10 protein-coding genes are annotated in these 18,237 nt (G+C 36.3%); 4 read left to right on the forward strand and 6 right to left on the reverse strand.

What is annotated here, in order from left to right:
• Positions 1–37 precede the first annotated feature (37 nt).
• The 3 genes from licT to ACGH4F_RS04190 form a co-directional block, all read right to left on the reverse strand.
• Positions 38–877, reverse strand: a complete 840-nt coding sequence (gene licT, locus ACGH4F_RS04180) for a BglG family transcription antiterminator LicT (protein ID WP_411590114.1) — start codon at positions 875–877, stop codon at positions 38–40.
• A 179-nt stretch (positions 878–1,056) separates the two neighbouring features.
• Positions 1,057–2,931, reverse strand: a complete 1,875-nt coding sequence (gene htpG, locus ACGH4F_RS04185; RefSeq protein ID WP_220215302.1) for a molecular chaperone HtpG — start codon at positions 2,929–2,931, stop codon at positions 1,057–1,059.
• A 297-nt stretch (positions 2,932–3,228) separates the two neighbouring features.
• Entirely contained in the window at positions 3,229–4,602 is a 1,374-nt protein-coding gene (locus ACGH4F_RS04190; protein ID WP_411590116.1) for a sodium-dependent transporter, read from the reverse strand.
• 694 nt (positions 4,603–5,296) lie between these two features.
• Between ACGH4F_RS04190 and ubiG the strand changes: the two genes are divergently transcribed.
• From ubiG to guaB, 3 genes are all read left to right on the forward strand, one after another.
• On the forward strand, positions 5,297–6,001 hold the full coding sequence (ubiG, locus tag ACGH4F_RS04195; protein WP_267352183.1) for a bifunctional 2-polyprenyl-6-hydroxyphenol methylase/3-demethylubiquinol 3-O-methyltransferase UbiG: 705 nt from the start codon (positions 5,297–5,299) through the stop codon (positions 5,999–6,001).
• A 239-nt stretch (positions 6,002–6,240) separates the two neighbouring features.
• Entirely contained in the window at positions 6,241–7,563 is a 1,323-nt protein-coding gene (gene gntT, locus ACGH4F_RS04200) for a gluconate transporter (protein ID WP_411590118.1), read from the forward strand.
• Positions 7,564–7,725: 162 nt separating this feature from the next.
• Entirely contained in the window at positions 7,726–9,192 is a 1,467-nt protein-coding gene (gene guaB / locus ACGH4F_RS04205) for an IMP dehydrogenase (protein WP_220215297.1), read from the forward strand.
• Between the two features lie 146 nt (positions 9,193–9,338).
• Here the strand turns inward: guaB and ACGH4F_RS04210 are convergent, their stop codons facing one another.
• Positions 9,339–10,355 (reverse strand): amidohydrolase family protein, encoded by a 1,017-nt coding sequence (locus ACGH4F_RS04210; protein ID WP_267377822.1) that lies wholly within the window; start codon positions 10,353–10,355, stop codon positions 9,339–9,341.
• 454 nt (positions 10,356–10,809) lie between these two features.
• Between ACGH4F_RS04210 and ACGH4F_RS04215 the strand changes: the two genes are divergently transcribed.
• Complete coding sequence (locus ACGH4F_RS04215; protein ID WP_411590119.1) at positions 10,810–11,100, forward strand: putative quinol monooxygenase; 291 nt, start codon at positions 10,810–10,812, stop codon at positions 11,098–11,100.
• A gap of 193 nt (positions 11,101–11,293) precedes the next feature.
• Here ACGH4F_RS04215 and argS read toward each other — a convergent pair whose 3' ends face one another.
• Both argS and ACGH4F_RS04225 read right to left on the reverse strand, forming a co-directional pair.
• Entirely contained in the window at positions 11,294–13,027 is a 1,734-nt protein-coding gene (argS, locus tag ACGH4F_RS04220; protein WP_267352179.1) for an arginine--tRNA ligase, read from the reverse strand.
• A 206-nt stretch (positions 13,028–13,233) separates the two neighbouring features.
• A complete protein-coding gene (locus tag ACGH4F_RS04225) occupies positions 13,234–18,228 on the reverse strand; it encodes an AAA domain-containing protein (protein WP_411590121.1) in 4,995 nt (1,664 codons plus the stop codon).
• Positions 18,229–18,237 lie beyond the last annotated feature (9 nt).

Consider the following 18,237-nt stretch of genomic DNA (forward strand, 5'->3'; position numbering starts at 1 on the left):
CTCATTTTGAGATGTTCAAATTGTGAACTGCATCACATTATTTTTTGAGCTCAGTGCGTAGTCGTTCAATATGAATGGTTAAATACAGACTTTCATCATCGGTAAGTGGATGTTGATATTGTTGAATTAAATGGAGATCAATCTGTTTTGTGCATAGATATGCCTGCTCATACTTTTTACGAATTAATTCATATAATGAGGCATCTTGTTGAACCGGTTGAGTTTGACTCAAAATGCGTTGTGAGAAGAATTTTAAGTGTGTCACAAAACGTTGATAAGAAAGACAATCTTCATCATACTCAAAATTAAAATGGTATTTGACGATATTAAGAATTTCACGCATGATTTTGGTCATTTTAACGATATTGGGCATCGTATCATTAAGTTGAGCATTAATAATATGAAAGGTAATAAAACCCGCCTCATCTTCAGGTAATTCAATGGATAAACGTTTTTTGATGACCGATAAAGCATATAAACCAACTTGAAACTCTTTAGGATAAAGTTTTTTTGTTTCCCATAAAAAACTATTTGGAATATCAAATCCTTGTTTATGGCGCTCTATAGCAAAATGAATATGGTCAGTGAGTGAAATGTAAATACTGCCTTGCAATTTGCCATTCAGGACTTGCTTGGCGTGATTAATGATGATTTCTGAAGTAGTGAATATTTCAATGGGTATTTCGGATAGTAATTCAGCAAATCTTGGTAGCGTTTCTTGGTTGTTGAGAGAAAATTGTTTTTCAATCAGTTTAGGATCAATCAAGTCTCCCTCACGTTTTTTAAATCCAATGCCACGACCAGTGACAATGAGTTCATTGCCTTTGGAATCAAGTGTAACGACTACATTGTTATTAAGAATTTTATAAACTTTCATCTGTCACCGTCTGATTGAAAACTTTAGGTATTATGAATAGACAGCAGAAAATGAAAAGAAGAAATATAAGAAAATGTGATAGGCATCATATTTTTAGTAAATTTCGATTACCTAACTTAAATAAAAGTTAACAAAAAACCCGATATTACTATCTAATATCGGGTTTTATTATTTATTGATTATTCTGCAAGCAGTTTATTCATGGTTTGAATAAATTTACTTGGATCACTTAATGATCCTTTCTCTGCCAATAATGCTTGATCTAATAATAATTCAATCCAGTCGCTAAATGCCGTTTCGTCTTGTGTATCAGCAATACGTTTTACTAACTTATGATCAGGGTTGATCTCAAACGTATATTTGATTTCAGGCGCTTTTTGACCGGCAGCAGCAAAAAGTTTTGCCATTTGTGTGGTCATTTCATCCGCTGCAGTAGTCACTATTGCAGGTGTATTGGTTAAACGATGCGTTAATTTAACTTCTTTTACTTTATCGCCTAACACTGCTTTGACACGTTCAATAAATGGTTCAAGCTCTTTTTCTGCTTGTTTTTGTTCTTCGCTATCTTGATCGGCAAGTTTTTCAATCGATTCGTCAGATTTACTGATTGATTGGAACTGTTTTCCTTCAAATTCAGTTAAATTACTCATCATCCACTCATCAACACGATCAGATAATAGTAAAACTTCAATGCCTTTTTTGCTAAATAATTCCAAATGTGGGCTATTTTTAGCCGCACCATAACTATCAGCGGTAATGTAGTAGATCTTATCCTGACCTTCTTGCATACGACTAATATAATCGTCTAAGGAGATGGTTTGCGCATTGCTATCCGAATGCGTAGAAGCAAAACGGAGCAATTTCGCGATAGCTTCACGGTTAGCATAGTCCTCACCCGTTCCTTCTTTTAGCACTAAGCCAAATTCGCTCCAGAACTGTTGATATTGTTCTTTATCATCTTTAGCCAGTTTTTCTAACATTTGTAATACACGTTTTGTACATGCATTGCGTAAACTTTGGGTGATTTTGTTATCTTGCAATATTTCACGTGATACATTCAATGGAAGATCATTAGAGTCAATTAAACCTTTTACAAAGCGTAAATAGTTTGGCATAAATTGCTCTGCATCATCCATAATAAAGACACGTTGTACATAAAGTTTTAGACCGTGTTTGTTATCACGATTCCACATATCCCAAGGCGCTTTTGACGGAATATAAAGTAAACTGGTGTATTCTTGTTTACCTTCTACTCGGTTATGGCTCCAACTGAGTGGATCGGCAAAATCATGAGAAATATGTTTATAAAACTCTTTGTACTCTTCGTCGGTAATTTCAGATTTACTCCGAGTCCAAAGGGCTTGAGCCTTGTTTACTTTTTCCCATTTTACGTCTTTGCTTTCTTCGTCGATGGTTTGTACTTCAACAGGGAGTGAAATATGATCAGAATATTTACTGATAATTGAGCGTAAACGCCAATCATCTAAAAACTCTTTTTCATCTTCTTTCAGATGTAAAATAATTTCAGTACCACGTGTCTCTTTATTATCATCAGAAATCGTATATTCACCTTCGCCAGCCGATTCCCACATAACCGCTTCATCAGCGTTAGCAGTTGCAGCACGAGTTTTGACGGTGACTTTATCTGCTACAATAAATGCAGAGTAAAAACCAACACCAAATTGACCAATTAGTTGGCTGTCTTTAGCTTGATCGCTACCGATTGATTCCAAAAATGCTTTGGTGCCAGATTTGGCAATCGTACCTAAATTTTCGATAACTTCATCACGTGTCATACCGATACCATTATCGGCAATGGTTAAAGTTCCTGCTTCTTTATTCACAGAAATACGTACGCCAAGCTCAGCATCACCAGCATAAAGGCTAGGATTTTCAAGTGCTTTAAAACGTAATTTATCAGCCGCATCGGATGCGTTCGAAATTAACTCTCGTAAAAATATTTCTTTATTGGAATATAAAGAATGTATCATTAAATGAAGAATTTGTTTAACTTCGGATTGAAATCCACGAGTTTCTGTACCTTGCTTACTCATTGACTAGTTCCTCTAATATATTTAACTGATTCAATTAACAATTTATACCGATAACCTTGATTAATAAAGCTATCCATGCTTTCAACGTCTGCAAGAGCAGATTTGATTGCAAAAGGGTATAACTGTTAAATGAATAACACTGTCATAATAGTTTGATTTATTGTTGTATTGTTATATGGGAATGAAAATGAGGTTTTCAATAGAGATTAAGTAATTTTGGTAATTGTTTGCTGTTTTTTTGTTAGCTTGGTGGGAAGAAAGCCTTGAAAATATCAAGGCTTTGCAGATGATAATTAACTATTTCCCTTCTGGAAAAAATCCAAAAACAAGAATAGCAACAATTGCCACTGGAATAATAAAACGGGTTAAGATTGTCCAAATGTTAAACCAGAAAGCGTTTAGATTAAGTTCTTCATGAATTCGTTTTTGATTCATCATCCATGCAGCAAAAATAATGGTACCTAAACCGGTTACTGGCAACATGATTTTACTGGTTAAGTAATCAAGTAAATCAAAAATATTTTTATCAAATAATGTGACATCTGCCCATTTATTAAATGAAAGAATACAAGCAATACCTAAAGCCCAAATAATAATACTGGTGACAATGGTTGCCGTTTTGCGTCCCATATGGGTTTTTTCTTCGAGTAACTCTACAGTCGGTTCTAATAATGAGATTGACGAGGTTAATGCAGCAAACGTTAAGAATATAAAGAATAATATGCCTAAAATTGAACCGCCAGCCATATTGCCGAATGCAATTGGTAGTGTCACAAAAATAAGACCAGGGCCTGAACCCGGTTGTAAATCATTAGCAAAAACGAGCGGGAATATTGCTAATCCTGATAAAACCGCCACAATCACATCCAAAATGACCACTGTTCGGGCTGTTGAGAGTAGATTGACATCTTTCTTTAAATACGAGCCATATGCCATCATAATTCCCATACCTAAAGATAGACTGAAAAATGCGTGACCTAAAGCAGCTAATATTGCCGTGCCATTTAAGGCAGACCAGTTAGGTGTAAATAAGAAATCACAAGCCTTCCAGAAAGAAGAACCGCTGGCATATGCGGCATACCCAACCAGCACTAAGAGTAATATACCTAAACCAGGCATCATAATCTTACAGCCACGTTCCAAGCCAGCTCCAACGCCGAGAGCGACAATAAAGGCCGTTGCAAACATAAATACTGTATGCCAGATTAATAAACTATTTACATCGCCCAGAAAATTATTAAAGAGATTTTCGGTTATTCCACCATTCGCACCTTCAAATGTGCCTTGCGCTGCTAGAACGATGTAATCTGTTGCCCAGCCACCAATCACACTATAAAAGGAGAGAATTAAGAATGAACCAAGTACCCCAATTATTCCTACCCAGCCCCATAATTTTGAACGACCTTCAGAAACGGCCACATCTTGCATGGTATGAATCGGATTTTTTTGCCCTCGGCGCCCGATCAACCATTCTAAAACAAGGATAGGTAGCCCAATGATAAACATAAAGAGTAAATAGGTGAGCACAAATGCTGAACCACCCATTTCACCCGCCATATAGGGAAATTTCCAAATATTACCTAAACCCACAGCAGAGCCAGCTGCTGCTAGCATGAATCCCATGCGTGAGCTCCATTGGGAATGACTTTTCTTCATAGTACCTGTACTCATGAATTTTCCTTTGATTCTTAATAAATAGTTTAATTTGCGTTTAGTAAAATTATGTCTTAATTAAAACTTTAAATCATGCCATGAAATCAAACTATTCACAAGAAATCATTACAGTCATTGACAATATTGTTTAAAAATTTAACTAGAATTGGCGTCAATCATTAAAATGAATCAAATGATTCGATTATTATTAGATCCAACCGATGAGTTTCAATATACCGATAAGGTTAAAAAGTAACCAGGAAGGTAATATCATAATCCAAATACTGATACCAAAAAAGAAGGCTAAAATGAAGTTATAAACGCCTACTATAAAATATATTATATTTGTTTGGAGATCTTGATAACTGTATCCAAAAGCACCATCGGTTATCATTAAAATAAACATTGGAATCAGTGCAAAAATAAACATGATAAAACTGCCTATAATTGGTATATCCATTATTTTTATTAAACTAGGTCGATTTGTTCTTAGCGCGATTATCATAATTTGTCTTCCTTATATTATATTTATACCGTTTTTATGAATTAAATTAATTGTCTATTTTTTATTGGTAAAAAGTATATCATTTGAACGCTTAAACTAAGTGGATTTTTTTGTTAATAAAAAGCGGGCAGTGTAAGCTATTTTATTGATAATTGATTGGAGTTAGCATATAGTAAAACCCATTTTTTACACTTTAAAAACGCCAGCATGTCACAAAATATCGATATTAACGAAATAAATAAATTCTCACAATTAGCCGCACAATGGTGGGATCCAAATGGTCAATGTAAACCTTTACATATCATTAATCCATTACGTGTTGATTATATATTGCAGCAATGCGAATCTCTTACTGGCAAAAAGGTGTTAGATGTCGGGTGTGGTGGTGGCATCTTATCAGAAAGCCTTGCTAAACTTGGTGCGCAAGTGACCGCTATCGATCTGGCGGATGAGTCTTTAAACGTTGCTAAAATGCATGCAGAGCAAAATGGTCTTTCTATCGATTACGAAAAACAAACCGTTGAAGCGCATGCAGAAGAACGATCAGAATATTATGATGTGATTACTTGTATGGAGTTATTAGAGCATGTCCCCGATCCATTCTCCATCATTAATGCTTGTGCTAAGTTGCTAAAACCCAGTGGCAAACTATTCTTATCGACAATCAATCGAAATACCAAAGCAAAGTTATTACTTATTTATGGTGCTGAATACATTGCTCGGCTTGTGCCAAAAGGAACACATGATTTTAATCGCTTTATTCGACCTTCAGAATTAATGGACTTAGTCGAGCAATCTAAATTAGCGGTTAAAGGCATTATTGGTATGGAATATCATCTTTTAAAAAATCAATTCAAATTAGGTCACAATGTGGATGTAAATTATATTTTAATGGCGCAAAAAGAAGTTTAAATTTAAAAGTGTGATCTTATTCTCATTTCTAATAAATAGTGTAAATTTTCCTCTAACATTCCCACATATATCGTTACTATGTGGGTAAATACTTATTGTTAATTTATTCGTACTTACCCATAAAATGCGATGTGTTCAAATCTTAATTGATTTGCAATTTACTAATTATGTTTAAAGTATTTAAGTCTAGCTGTGTCAATTTAACCAGATTGGATGTTGTTGATTAAGAGGAGTTGATTATGCCATTAATCATTATTGCTTTTGGTGTCTTGATGTTATTGATTCTCATGTTACCTTTACGAGTTAATGGTTTTATCGCATTAATTTTGGTGGCACTTAGTGTCGGTGTTCTGGAAGGGATGCCCGTTATGGAGGTCATCAAATCAATTAAAAATGGTGTCGGTGGCACGCTTGGCAGCTTAGCATTAATTATGGGATTTGGCGCAATGTTAGGCAAATTACTCGCCGATTGTGGAGGTGCACAGCGGATAGCAACAACGCTCATTGCCACTTTCGGCGATAAAAAGATTCAATGGGCAGTGACGCTTACGGGATTTATTGTTGGATTTGCTCTGTTTTATGAGGTTGGTTTCGTTTTATTGTTACCCTTAATTTTAACTATAGCAGCAACCTTAGGTATCTCTCCGCTATATATTGGTATTCCCATGGCGGCGGCTTTGTCGGTTACACATGGTTTTTTACCGCCTCATCCTGGACCAACAGCGATTGCACAAATATTTAAAGCCGATATGGGAAAAACCTTACTTTATGGCACAATTATAGGTATTCCAACCGTCATACTAGCTGGACCTATTTTAACTAAATTACCTTTTATTCGTGCGATTAATCATCCTGTTGAAGAAGGCTTATATAATACTAAAACATTTACTGAACAGCAGATGCCTAGTTTTCGTGTTAGTCTTTTTACCGCATTGATTCCAGTTATATTAATGTCAATCCGAGCCATAAGTGAAATGACGTTAAATAATGGGCATTGGTTGCTACCCTATGTTGAATTTTTTGGGGATCCAGTCATTGCAACGCTGATATCAGTATTAATAGCCATATTCACTTTTGGTTTATTACGTGGCCGTAGCATGTCAGACATCAATACTAGCTTAGTTGATTCAATTAAAATTATTGCAATGATGCTATTGATTATTGGGGGTGGTGGGGCATTTAAACAAGTTCTTGTCGATAGTGGCGTGAAAGTTTATATCGAACAGATAATGCATGGATCGACTGTTTCCCCCATTGTTATGGCGTGGCTAATTGCAGCCTTATTAAGATTAGCCTTAGGGTCGGCAACGGTTGCAGCACTAACGGCAGGTGGGATTATTTTCCCATTAATTGCTTCAACGGGTGTTAGCCCAGAATTAATGGTTATTGCAACGGGTGCGGGTAGTGTCGTTTTTTCGCATGTAAATGATCCGGGCTTTTGGTTATTTAAAGAATATTTTAATCTGAGCATTACCGAAACATTGAAATCATGGTCTTTACTCGAAACAGTGATATCTGTCAGTGGATTAATCGGCTGTTTGATCATTAATCTTTTTTTATAAGGTTAGTTTGTATGAGATATAATTATTTTTGATGAAATAATAAGAAGGATAACTGTTCAAACTATTTCAAGAATCAAAATACCGCTGGTCTTTTATCGCAAAAGTCAGTAGAATACATCGGCAATATTTTATCAACAATTCAACTCAATGGTGAATATTGTCATGTCTCGTATAGTTAAAGAAGCACTTACATTTGATGATGTGTTATTAGTTCCTGCCCACTCCACGGTATTACCCAACACTGCTGTTATTTCTACTCAGCTAACCCAAACAATTAAACTCAATATTCCGATGCTGTCAGCTGCAATGGATACGGTGACTGAATCCGATTTAGCCATCGCCCTTGCGCAAGAAGGCGGAATTGGTTTTATCCATAAAAATATGTCAATCGAAGCTCAGGCTAACCATGTAAAAAGGGTGAAAAAGCATGAAAGCGGTATCGTCCAAGATCCCGTGACCGTTTTACCTACTGCCACGATTCGAGATGTTATCGAACTTGCTAAAGAATATGGTTTTGCCGGTTTTCCTGTGGTTACTCAATCTCAAGAGTTAGTCGGGATTATTACCGCTCGAGATGTTCGTTTTGCGACTGATTTATCGTTACCGGTAACGGCAGTCATGACACCAAAAGAACGACTTGTTACGGTAAAAGAGGGCGAACAACGTGAAATTGTGCTGAAAAAAATGCATGAACACCGTGTTGAAAAAGTGTTAGTTGTTGATTCCAAATTTCACCTTAAAGGAATGATAACGGTTAAGGACTACAATAAAGCAGAACAGAAACCGCACGCTTGCAAAGATGAAAAAGGGCGTTTGCGCGTAGGGGCGGCAGTGGGCGCTGGTGCAGGCAATGAAGAACGGATTGCGGCATTGGTTGAAGCAGGTGTTGATGTTTTATTGATTGATTCATCTCATGGACATTCAGAAGGTGTATTAGAGCGGATTCGTCAGACAAGGCAAGCGTATCCGGAATTACAAATTATTGGGGGGAATATTGCTACTGCGGAAGGTGCAAAAGCATTAATCGATGCAGGGGTAAATGCAGTTAAAGTCGGTATTGGTCCAGGTTCTATCTGTACTACGCGTATTGTGACAGGTGTTGGTGTGCCACAAATTAGTGCCATTATGGATGCAGTTGAAATGGCTCAACGACATAATATTCCTGTTATTGCTGATGGTGGTATTCGTTTTTCGGGTGACATTGCTAAAGCCATTGCCGCAGGTGCATCATGTGTTATGGTTGGCTCAATGTTTGCTGGAACAGAAGAAGCCCCTGGTGAAATCGAATTATATCAAGGTCGAGCTTATAAATCTTATCGAGGTATGGGATCACTTGGCGCAATGGCGAAAGGTTCATCTGATCGTTATTTCCAATCTGATAATGCCGCTGATAAATTAGTTCCTGAAGGTATTGAAGGCCGTATTGCCTATAAAGGCCCATTAAAAGAAATCATCCACCAACAAATGGGAGGATTACGTTCTTGTATGGGATTAACTGGCTGTGCCACTATCGATGAGCTAAGAACGCAATCTAAATTTTATCGAATAACCGGCGCTGGCATGAAAGAAAGCCATGTTCACGATGTGCTAATAACCAAAGAGCCACCAAATTATCGAGCTGGATCTTAATTTTTTTATCAGTATAAAAGCATCGTTAATCATTGATGCTGTTCAGTAATAGTAAAAATCCCAACAATTTCAGCATTGTTGGGAATCTTAATCTCTAAAGGGGGATAGTCTGCTTTAACAAGCTGCTTTATAACGCTTTGCGTTAATTACTCAAGTCCCAGTACTTTACGTCCATTCCGAGTGGCGACGTTAACCACATTATCTAAATCGGTATATCGACATCCGGTTACAAGCAGTTTTAGCTCTTCCCACATATTACCCGTTGAAAAGGGGAGCATATAATCACTGACATTATCAGTACCAATCGCAACAGGAATTCCTGCTGCGGCTAATTCATCAACAGGGGTTAAGGAGTTACGGGTTGGGCCTTGTTCTTCACGCCTTGGACTGTCAATCCACGCAAACGGACAGGCAATCACCATCATTTGGGCTTCTTTCATTTTTTGGTATAATTTTTGACGATATTCTAAGCTATGGGCAGTAATTGAAATACTATGAATTGCCACTACACGACCATGCATTGCATGTTCTAAGGTTTTATCTGTTAATTGCTCTGTTTCTATCTCATCGGATGAATTAAATTGATCTACATGAACATGCACCATTTTGCCTAAAGATTTGCCCGTTTGCATTAATACATCCAGATGTTTAAGTCCCATACCTTCACCATGATCACGTTCATCACGGCGAGGTAAGCCACCAATAATATCGACAAGATCGGCACCTTTATCAAACCAATAGCGAGCCTCTTTATCAATCACGCCTTTTAAGGTCTGATTCACCAGTTTAATGGTGATATCGTTTTTATAGGTTTCTCGTGCTCGTAATGCGCCTTTGATTGCACGCTCTTCAGCGATAGGGTCAATATCCACAAATGAGCCCATGGCACTAACACCTTGTTCAATCATTCGTTCAACAGCCATACTAAAATGACGATAATAGTCTTCTTCGGTCATGGCGGCTTTGACTTTGTCTAACGTATCCCATTTTTCAATCAATGTCTGTTTTTGGTACACATCAAAACTGTCAACGGTAATTGTAAAAGCACGATCAGCGTGCATATGTGCATTAACCCAACCGCCATTTTGCTTGATTTTGTTCATTAAAAATGCTTTTAAACTTTGATCTCGACTGGTTAATAACATCTTTTTGTTGTCTGTCATAATATGCCTCTACAAATAAATTACCTAAAGTTGGTTTAAAAATTCAAAAATAACAGCTAAAAAAAATCCTCCATAAAGGAGGATTAAAAATAAAACCAACAATGTTTAAAATCTGGATTGTTGATTCACATGGCTTCATAGTTTAAAGACTCTAGCAGGTTATTTAGTAGCAGAAATTCTAAACCTATCTTGATTAATATCAAGCGTTATAATAGTGAAAATATGCAAATAAATGATATAGTTAAAGTATTATTTTTTAGATTTTCTTGTCATCATTTGATGGTCATTAACAATTTTGGTTTTATTTTGGGTAACATGATTAGGATAACGGATTAATTTTTATCAATAAGCGATTGTCAAAAAAATGAGATTTTCCATAATGCTTTTTTATTGATGTTAAAACAACCTATGTTAGTATAAAGTTGATAAAGTTTGCCTAAGATAAGAGGTTATTATGAGCCAGTTAAATATTGTTGCTACGCTAAAAATCAAGTCAGAAAATCATGCCGCTTTTCAAACGCTTTTTAAAAAACTTGTTGAAGCAAGCCGTAAAGAAGCGGGATGTATTCGTTATGAACTTAATCAAAGCATCGATGATCCCGATGTTTATGTCGTCATTGAAACATGGGCTTCGAAACAAGCAATTGATTTGCACAATCATACACCAAATTTTATTGAATTCGCCGCATTTGCTAAAGAGCATTGCGAAAAACTCGAAATTTGTATTGTGAAACCTGTGTTATAAGATTAAACCGAACAAGCGATTAACCAAATTGTGTGAGAAAGAAAATTGGTCAAGAAATATTATATTAATAACGCGGATGCGATAAAGTTTGGAGCAGTTTAATCAGGTCAATCGGTTGCCAAAACTTTTGTTGACAACCGATTTAATAAAGTGATGAATGGCGTTATAACATCAGGCATCTATTCTGTTGAAATTACATTTTTTCAACGGTTTTTATGCCTAACATATCTAATCCTACTTTCAGTGTTTTAGCTGTCAAAGAAGCCAGTTTTAAGCGACTTAATTTTAGGTTTTCATTTTCAGCTGTTAAAATAGGGCAGTTTTCGTAAAAACTTGAAAAAAGCGTTGCAATGTCATAAAGATAAGCACAAAGCACGTGAGGCGTTCCTTCATTTGCTAACACTGAAATAGTTTCATCAAATTGAATTAGTCGAGTGGCTAATGCGCGTTCTTTTTCTGTTTCTAAAATAATACTTCCCGATAAGTCATCTTCTGAAATATTGGATTTTCTAAATACCGATAACACACGAGTATAAGCATATTGTAAGTAGGGTGCCGTATTACCTTCAAAAGAAAGCATATTGTCCCAATCAAAAACATAATCAGTGGTACGATTTTTAGAAAGATCAGCGTATTTAACCGCACCAATTGCAACGGCATCGACGACTTGTGCTAACTCTTGTTCAGTGAGTTCTGGATTTTTACTTTGAATTAAGACTTTTGCCCGTTCAGTCGCTTCATCTAAAAGATCATTTAATTTAACCGTATCACCTGATCGTGTTTTAAACGGTTTACCGTCTTTTCCTAACATCATACCAAACATATGGTGTTCGAGTTTTAAAGAATCAGGCACATATTTGGCTTTATGTACAATTGTCCAAACTTGTTCTAAATGCTGATGCTGACGTGAGTCGGTATAATAAAGTATGCGATCGGCATGTAGTGTTTCATAACGATATTTGGCACAGGCGATATCGGTTGTTGCATAAAGGTAACCGCCGTCGCGTTTTTGAATAATCACGCCCATTGGTTCGCCTTCTTTATTTTTGTATTCATCTAAAAATACAACGATTGCACCTTCGCTTTCTACCGCTAATTTTTTATGTTTTAAGTCTGCCACAATGCCGGGTAACATTTTGTTATAAATGCTTTCGCCCATGGTGTCTTCAACGGAAAGTGTGACATTTAACCGTTTGTAAGTCGCAATATTTTGCGTCATGGTAATATCGACCAATTTTCGCCACATTTCACGACAATATTCATCACCACCTTGCAGTTTTACAACATAATTACGTGCTTTTTCAGCAAAAACTTCGTCTTCATCGTAATGTTTTTTGGCTGCTCGATAAAACGATTCCAGATCGGATAGTTGCATATCATTTGCATGTTCATTTTGCATTTTTTCCAGATAAGCAATGAGCATCCCAAATTGTGTTCCCCAGTCACCGACATGGTTAGCACGGATAACATTATGACCAAGAAAAGTTAAAACTCGTACAGTGGCATCCCCGATGATTGTTGAACGTAAATGACCGACATGCATCTCTTTGGCAACATTCGGTGCTGAGTAGTCTACAACAATCGTTTGTGCTTTTGCAGGTAAGGTAATATTCAGTTTATCGCTACTCAGTGCAACTTCATTTTGTTGAGCAATCCAACTATTTTTTAAAAAGATGTTAATAAAACCGGGGCCAGCAATTTCGACTTTTTCGGCAATGTCATCAATATCTAGATGTTGTAAAACCTTTTCTGCCAACGCTCTTGGTGGCATTCCTAGTTTTTTGGCGGTTGCCATGATGCCATTAGCTTGATAATCGCCAAATTGTACTTTAGCTGATTGTTTAATTAAGGCATCACAGTTATTATCAGCACCGGCCATTATCATTGCTTGCGAAACACGTTGAGTTAGTAATTGTTGAATATTCACACTAAACCTAATCAATTATCATAAATGCCCAATATAATACCGATAAAGTAAACACTTGTCACGGCTCAGATGATGTCGTTTACTTTAGTTTAACAGGGTTTTGATTTCCTATTAGGGTATTTTTCAATCAAAAGCATGATTGACAAAAATGACCGATGTTAATCGATCAATTTGGTGATAAACAGAGTCAAAATTTGATTGACATTCTAGTCGTTGAGTGTGTGCTTGATCTTTGTTCCCAATATATTTTCAATATAATGTTGTAGTCGTTGCTTTTCATGATCATTATTTTCATACCAGTTACGTGAAGATAGGCGAAATATATGCGGAATGGTTCTAGATAATACCGATTGTCGCCAAATGTTTCTATATCGTGCATTGGATAATAACGGGTGAATTGGCGCATCGCACTCAATGCCGATACAATAAAGTTTAGTGCTCGGATCTTCAATAGTAAAATCTAATGTAAATACGCCACAGCCTGAGTGGCGGCTATAGGATAAATTGAGCGAACGAATAAAAGTTTCTACATCGTCAAGCAGTCCGTCATCGTGTTGTGTTGGTATTGGCAAATCAGATTGCTTATGTGCCTGTTCGATCAGGTTAAGTAATAATTCAGCAAAAGTAAAATTACCTTCAGATAATGCTTTAGAATAAGCTAAATAGTATTGTAGGTAATCACGAGGGGAGGTTGGAGCACGTTTATTGGCTAGCGCATCAGAAACATCTTCAATAGGCATTGAGGAGATCAAAATGACTTTTTGGCGAGCTCGGGTGATTGCTACATTTAAGCGCCTTTCGCCACCTTGTTGCCCTAGTATGCCAAAATTTCGCCTGAAAATACCTTGTTTATTACGACCAAATGTCGTTGAAAAGATGATAACATCACGTTCATCGCCCTGCACATTTTCAACATTTTTGATAAAAATTGATACATCTTCACCCTGATCGAATCGTTGATTTTCTTGTTCAAAAATGTCTGAAAATTTTTTATCTAAATTGGCTTTTTCATAAAAACACTTTTCAATCAAATCTGCCTGCTTTTTGTTAAAGGTTACAACGCCTATGGATGGACGATGAGTCGCATCTTTTTTCCAAATGTTATCGACCATTTCAACAACTTTTATTGCTTCACTATAATTGCGTTGATCTTCATATAGACCATTTACCCAAATATATTCAAGTGGTTTGATTTGCTTAATGATCTTAGCTGAATGTCTGACAGGTACGTTTAGTTGGCTATGGTAAAAAGCGGTATTGGAATAGTTAATCAGCTCACGATAAGCGGAACGGTAATGAATTTGTAAATAAGTTGTTGGCAACACAGTGCGAGAAAGTTGTAATAAATCCGGACAATCCATAATTTCTTTTAAATTCCAACGATTGAGTAGAGGATTTTCGTTAACTTCTTGTGATAGTGCTTGAATAGTATCATCATCAGCCTCTTCGACTATGTCAGCGTCTGTTTGTACGCCAAAAAATGTAGTGGGTGGCATCTGTTTGTCATCACCACTGACTATGGCAATTTTGCCCCGATAAAGAGTAGGTATAGCGTATTCAATGGGCATTTGTGAGGCTTCGTCATAGATGACCAAATCAAATAATCCCGCTTTTAATGGCAATAAGCGACTTGCGGTGTCGGGATTCATTAACCAAATTGGTCTTAAGAACATTAATCCAAGCGGTATACCTTGCTCGATGAATTCACGTAATCGTTTGGCGCGTTGACCTGTTAGCCTTGTTATTCCTTCCCACCTTTTGGGATCAGCTATCTGATTACATTTTATATTATTAAGTAGTAACTGTTTATTCAGTTGATGCAGCTGTTCGTCGTTAGATTTTAGCTGTTCAATGGTTTGATTGATAACTTGCTGATCAATCTGTAATATCGGGTTTTCTTGTTCGATGTACAATTTCCAAATCGTTTTAGCTTCATAATCCAATAGTTGTCTAAATTGATATTGTTGGTTTTCTGGGCTTAATAAGGCTAGTTCGGATTCAAAAGGTCTTAGTTTTGCCAATACTTCAAGTGCAGTTTCAGATAATTGAATCGCTTCTTTACGAAATGATTGATACGCTTTTAATGAAGGTAAAACATGGTAAATAGCGTCAATAGTTGAAGGTGTTGGTTGATTTTTAACAATCGCCTGTAAACAGTTTTGATACAGGTTTTCATTTAAAAATTGATTGAGCAAGGATAAATGTTGTTCTGAATCTTGACGATATTGATAACGGACAAAGGCCGCTTCGTATTCATTAATTAAATCTTGAAAAGCGTCGCTACTTTTCAATAATGATTGCTCCACATACTGACTATAAGGTGCTTGGTGAATTTTATCAGCCCATGCTTTGACTTCTTCAAGTTCCGATAATGTTTCCTCGATCAAGTATTGAGTGGTATCAAGATTAAGCGTTAAATTGTGTTGAGGTAATTGCAAATCAACAAAGATACTCAGTAACGTTTTGCGAATTGGCCGATATTCAGACTCCAATAATAGCGACTCATAAAGCATTGGAATGCGGTTAATGTTTGCTTCCTCACCGTGCATAGCTAAAAAGTTAAAAAGTCCTTTTTTTGCTAAATAGCGTTGCAAACTCAGGCATTTGTACCAAGCATTAGGGGTTATGAGTTTTCTTGCTTTACTCAGTAAATCTTCTAGTATCTTTGGCTCTAAATAACAAAATTTTTGAGACAGGTGGCACCAAGCCTCTGAGTTTAAATAAGATAGCTGATTTTGCAAAAATTTTAACCCATTGATGAGTCTATCACCTTCTAAATTACCTGTTTGGATATTTTGAATTTTGAACAAGGGTAACCATTTTAATAGCCGCTCCCGAAGATTTTCCGTGATATTTAAAAAAGCTTCACTCTCTTTTTTAAGCCACTGTTGATGAGGGAGGGGATCATCAACATCAAATTGGATAGGTTGGTTATCAAGATTTGCTGTTCTAACGTGTTCAACTTGAATAAATTGAGTCAGTGATTGATTAAATAAATTTATCGTAATTGGATCATTTGAAAATTCTGTTAATTCTGATAATGGACTATGTTCAAATTTTGCCGGTAACCACAGTGAAAGTAAGGGTGAACACTGATTTTTAATCATTGATAGTTGTTTGACATCAAGATTCTGAAATACTTTGCCTAATTCCGGTACGGTTAATTTGGGTGGATTGTTGGCAATCGTGATTAAATCAGCGATTAACTCCCGATAACTTAAACCAAAGTGGGTCTGTTGAGTATATAATGCCTCATCATATTGATCGAGCTGTGCTTCCAGTTTTGTTACTGTTTTTGCCAGTTTGATGCGCGCTTTAATGTAGTTATCTGAAGGCAGGTTTTTGTCCAGCAAATCAAGCTGTTGACGAATACTATTAATCAATTTGGAGCGATCAGCATTAATATCGTTAATCATTATACTGCGCGTATCAAGGCCTTCGGCAGTTAAACGCTTATGAACAACTTCAAGGGCCGCTTTTTTTTGACAAACAATCAGTACCGTTTTATGGCGTCCAATTGCGTCGCCAACCATATTTACAATGGTTTGACTTTTTCCGGTTCCTGGTGGGCCTTCAATTAACAAACCGGGCGCTAATCGTGCTTGTAAAACAGCGTTTTCTTGGCTTGGGTCACTGGCAACCGAAAAAAAACAATTTTGTACGTCTGGTTTTTCAATTTGCTCATCGATTTGAGAATTGGATTTCAGTTTTAGTGCGGTTTCAAGTGCTGTGTTGTCGTAGTCGAGTTTTTTTAATTGACTAAGTTCTTCACCAATTGATTGTCCTATAAAGTTGGCATCAAATAACACAGCGGAACAAGCAAAGTAGATTTTACCTTTTTCTGGTTCAAAGGATGTTGGTAAATCATCGATTTGACTCGACAAAATTTGTCCTAACGACTTTAATTCATTCATAACCTCAAGGCTATTTAACGTTGAACGTAATAATAAGTCATCAAAAACATGTTTCCATTGATTAAAAAGTGTTTTGCCCAAAATCCCTTTAAGTGCGGGATTGATTTTTATTTCTTCTCGTTGACGATCAAAGGCGAGTGTAAGTCGTTTCATTGATGCTATATCGTCATTCATTTTTATGGGCCAAAGTAATAATGGTGCTATTCTGGGTAACCGATTGCCACTGGTTTCTTGATAAACTAAAAAAGGAAAGCCCATATAAAGACTGTCAATGCCCGTATCCCGTTGATAAATAGTGGTTGTCCGAAATAAGTTGCGTAATTTAATTTCAAGAAGTTCATTCGTTTCGAATACGGCTTTAATATCGATTTGTTGCTGACGAGGTTGTCGAGCAAGAATATGATCAAGTAGTTTATTTGACGGTAAAGATGCGGTTCCTAATAAGTTAAGATCAATACGTGGTGTAAAACGACCTAGGTTCATCCTAACTAACGGGCCTTGCAAGATACTCATTGATACTTTTTTATGAAAGAAATCGATAATTCGAGATGAGTATTTTTTTAATGGCGGTTTAATCCAATGTTCATTAGGAATGCTCAATAAAACCAAGAGCCGACAAAATGGTATACGTTTTTCAAAACGATACTGCAGTGTCCACTGATCGAGCTCTTCATGACCCAGTTCGGCAAATCCTTCTATTCGCTCATCCAATAGTTGATATAGTCTTAATCTAGGTTGCTTAAAATAATTTGCTAACTCTTCATCGCTTAATATATCAATATCATAATCATTGGCTAATTGTTTACATTCATTGATGACGTTATTTGCCGTTTTAAATTGATCTTCTTGTGCACTGAGTAAAATGATTAGATCATCTTCACTAATATTGTTACGTTCCATTAATGATAATAATCCAAGATTATTGGCATCAGGAAAGAAAGATGAGCGTTTAGTCCACATTGCCATTAATTGGTTTTTAGAACAGGCTAATTGAAGTGTTTTTAGTCGGTTTTCATCCAATTTGATTTGTAAATTTGATGCACGTAAGCGAACATTATTGGCGCGTATAGATAATCGCCATAACCCTAGTTTAGATTTATGCTCTTTAATAGGCATAGTTTCACTAATCAATTGAAATTTTTTTAATGGTTTTGTATCAATAGAATTTTTGAGTGAAACGGATAATAGGTCATAATGATATGTTTTATCATCGATCATTTGCTTACTTAGTATTTTATTATCGAATCGTTCAGTTTGGCAATGACCACAGTGACGCTCTAACTCCATTTTGTATTC

The sequence above is a fragment of the Gilliamella sp. CG35 genome (genome assembly GCF_046635745.1).
Taxonomy (GTDB): domain Bacteria; phylum Pseudomonadota; class Gammaproteobacteria; order Enterobacterales; family Orbaceae; genus Gilliamella; species Gilliamella apicola_I.

Excerpts from the sequence above, each read along its gene's own strand:
- htpG (WP_220215302.1), bottom strand. The coding sequence starts at position 2,931 with ATGAGTAAGCAAGGTACAGAAACTCGTGGATTTCAATCCGAAGTTAAA.
- ACGH4F_RS04215 (WP_411590119.1), top strand. The coding sequence starts at position 10,810 with ATGAGCCAGTTAAATATTGTTGCTACGCTAAAAATCAAGTCAGAAAAT.
- guaB (WP_220215297.1), top strand. The coding sequence starts at position 7,726 with ATGTCTCGTATAGTTAAAGAAGCACTTACATTTGATGATGTGTTATTA.
- ACGH4F_RS04225 (WP_411590121.1), bottom strand. The coding sequence starts at position 18,228 with ATGGAGTTAGAGCGTCACTGTGGTCATTGCCAAACTGAACGATTCGAT.
- gntT (WP_411590118.1), top strand. The coding sequence starts at position 6,241 with ATGCCATTAATCATTATTGCTTTTGGTGTCTTGATGTTATTGATTCTC.
- licT (WP_411590114.1), bottom strand. The coding sequence starts at position 877 with ATGAAAGTTTATAAAATTCTTAATAACAATGTAGTCGTTACACTTGAT.
- ACGH4F_RS04190 (WP_411590116.1), bottom strand. The coding sequence starts at position 4,602 with ATGAGTACAGGTACTATGAAGAAAAGTCATTCCCAATGGAGCTCACGC.
- ubiG (WP_267352183.1), top strand. The coding sequence starts at position 5,297 with ATGTCACAAAATATCGATATTAACGAAATAAATAAATTCTCACAATTA.
- ACGH4F_RS04210 (WP_267377822.1), bottom strand. The coding sequence starts at position 10,355 with ATGACAGACAACAAAAAGATGTTATTAACCAGTCGAGATCAAAGTTTA.